At 36.3% G+C, this 2667-nt stretch carries 2 protein-coding genes; both read right to left on the reverse strand.

Annotated features, from left to right (window positions below; translation table 11 throughout):
• Nucleotides 1–122 precede the first annotated feature (122 nt).
• Complete coding sequence (gene gltS, locus Q1K78_RS17300) at nt 123–1346, reverse strand: sodium/glutamate symporter (RefSeq protein WP_300181695.1); 1224 nt, start codon at nt 1344–1346, stop codon at nt 123–125.
• Nucleotides 1347–1570: 224 nt separating this feature from the next.
• Complete coding sequence (locus Q1K78_RS17305) at nt 1571–2542, reverse strand: Solitary outer membrane autotransporter beta-barrel domain (RefSeq protein WP_300181697.1); 972 nt, start codon at nt 2540–2542, stop codon at nt 1571–1573.
• Nucleotides 2543–2667: the final 125 nt, after the last annotated feature.

Here is a 2667-nt window from a genome sequence, read left to right on the forward strand (position 1 = left end):
ATATTCAACAATTTATCGATATTAGGCAGGAATACCCTGACTAATATTGCACAATAATGGATTGTTATTTAAACGAAAAAAGCCCGATACGGTAAAGTATCGGGCTTTTTCATGATTGTATATTATCCAATAAAGCTAATGTAGGTTTGTAGGATAATTAAATTCACTATATCAATAAAGAAAGCACCAACAATTGGAACGACCATAAATGCTTGTGGTGATGGACCAAAGCGAGATACAAGAGAGCCCATGTTCATTACTGCTGTTGGTGTTGCTCCTAAGCCAAACCCACAGTGACCGCCAGCCATTACTGCCGCATCATAATTACCACCCATTACACGGAAAGTAACAAAGTATGAAAACAATGCTAATACAACAGTTTGAATAGAGAGGATTACTAACAGTGGAATTGCTAAATCAAAAATGTTCCACAGTTTTAAACTCATTAATGCCATTGCTAAAAATAGAGCCAATGAAACAGTGCCTAGAATATCAACCGTTTCAGTATCAATCTTATGGACCTTAGTCACTTCAGTAAGGTTTGTGATGAATACACCGATAAATAATGCATAGACAAAATCAGGTATCTTTAGCCATGATATGTCAAACGTTGCAATTAAATCACCAAGGTATCCAGCACCAACGACACAAATTAAAAGTACGAAGAGTGTTTCGATTACTTTTTTTGCAGTAACTTTGTCTTCTTCGCGTTCGTTATAAGTAACCAGCTCAGGAAAACGACTATGTGTATCAACACCGGTACCGTACTCAGATTCTAGATTGTGTTTATGGATTAATTTTTGTGCAATAGGGCTGCCAATTAAGCCTCCCATAATTAACCCAAAAGTAGCTGACGCCATTGCTAATTCTAGTGTGTTTAAATGGTAGGTTTCAGCAAATGTTTGTGACCAAGCTGCTCCTGTTCCGTGTCCACCAGAGAGGGTAATTGAACCTGCAATTAGTCCCATTAAAGGATCTAGTCCCATCATGCTAGCTAGACTTACCCCAATGCCATTCTGGATGATGATATAAACAGAAGCAACAGCAAGGAAAAGAAACACTTTAGTGCCACCTTTAATTAATTGCTTGTAGTTGGCAGCCAGGCCGACTGTACTAAAGAACATTAACATAAATGTACTTTGTAAAGGCAGTGAGAACTGTAAATTAACACCTTGAAAATGAAGGGCAGTAATAGCAACAGCAACAATTAAGCCACCCACAATAGGTTCTGGGATATTATATTTTTTAAATAGTACAACTTTTGAATTGACCAAGTGGCCGAGAAAAAGCACCGCAATGGCAATTAAAAATGATTCAAGTGCGCCAATAGATAGAGTGTTTGACATAGTACTCCTAAGTTGAAATATCATTCCTTACTCTCGCTTAAAAATCGAATAGATTGTTAACGAAAATAAATGAAGAATAATTGTATTTTAATGCATTATTCAGAAGGATATTGTCTAATTTTAAGGAATGATAGTATCATTTTTATCAATGCTTTGGGGTTGCTATAAGGTAAAATATATTAACTTGATGTTACGGTTATTGCTGGTTTTGGTTGCTTTGGTAGCTATTCATCGTAAAAAAGGACTATGCTACCGCCACGTAATGCACTACCTACATTAAAGGTGAAACCAATACCTACATTATCAACTAAGGAAATCCATTTTCTAGTATCGATTAACCATGCAATATTAAATTCATAATAATAGTCAGTGCCCAGAGGTTCATTCACATCACCACCGAGATCTACTCGTTTTGCTTTTAAATAAAGAACCTGAGCTAAACGATTCCAGTGTGCCATGTTGTATCTTAGTTGAAGGCTATTTACAAATCGCCATACCTCAGGGTTTACGTCGGAACTAAAATCAGCAGAGCCCCCAAATCCTTGTCCAAATGCGTAGTGGTAGCTGTTGTTAAAGCGCCATTCTCCCCAATCGGTTTCTTTTTTATATTCAAACGTAAGTTTAGGTTCAATGATGAACGTGTTGCTTGATAAGTTGTAATAGGTGCCATCAAGGTAAGGAGACAAAGCTTGACTATAATCCGAGTTATATTTATGTGTGTTTTTGTAGTGCATTAGGTGGAGCGCATTACCAAATGAAATTGTCCAATCCTTATAAAATGCATAGCTTTGAGCGTATTCAGCGTATAAACCGAATATTTCATCTACATCCGAATCTGGAGAATTTTTGTCTAGGACTTCTACATCAACATCAGTGTTAACGTAAGATGCGCGCACTGTTATTTCATGTGACCACAGAGAATCAGGGTCATCAGTTAACTCAAAGGTATAAGGTAGGGCATATACGGTAAATTGATTCCGAAGTTCAACAGCATTAGCGTCACCAATGTTATTATCTAAGTAATTATTTGGATTAAAATCGGCGATACCGAATGTAATCATATTACTATCAGATAAAACGAGAGAGGTTGCAAAAGCTTGTTCGACTTGTCTTTCTGGTGTTAGTTTACGAGCGATAGCTTTCTCTACGACTAAGCCTAATAACAAAATGATAAGAAGAGAATGTAATCCGCGCAATGTTTCAAGCCTTTTGAATATGTATCCATATAATGTAGTAGAAAATAATAGAATTATCTACAATAAATCAGTTTTTTATCTATGATTTTCGCAAAAAAACACGAAGGGAATAAAAACACAAAAAG

The organism is uncultured Aliivibrio sp., assembly GCF_946479765.1.
In the GTDB taxonomy this organism is placed as follows: Bacteria; Pseudomonadota; Gammaproteobacteria; order Enterobacterales; family Vibrionaceae; genus Aliivibrio.

Coding starts and splice junctions, on each gene's coding strand:
- gltS (WP_300181695.1), bottom strand. CDS start 1,346: ATGTCAAACACTCTATCTATTGGCGCACTTGAATCATTTTTAATTGCC.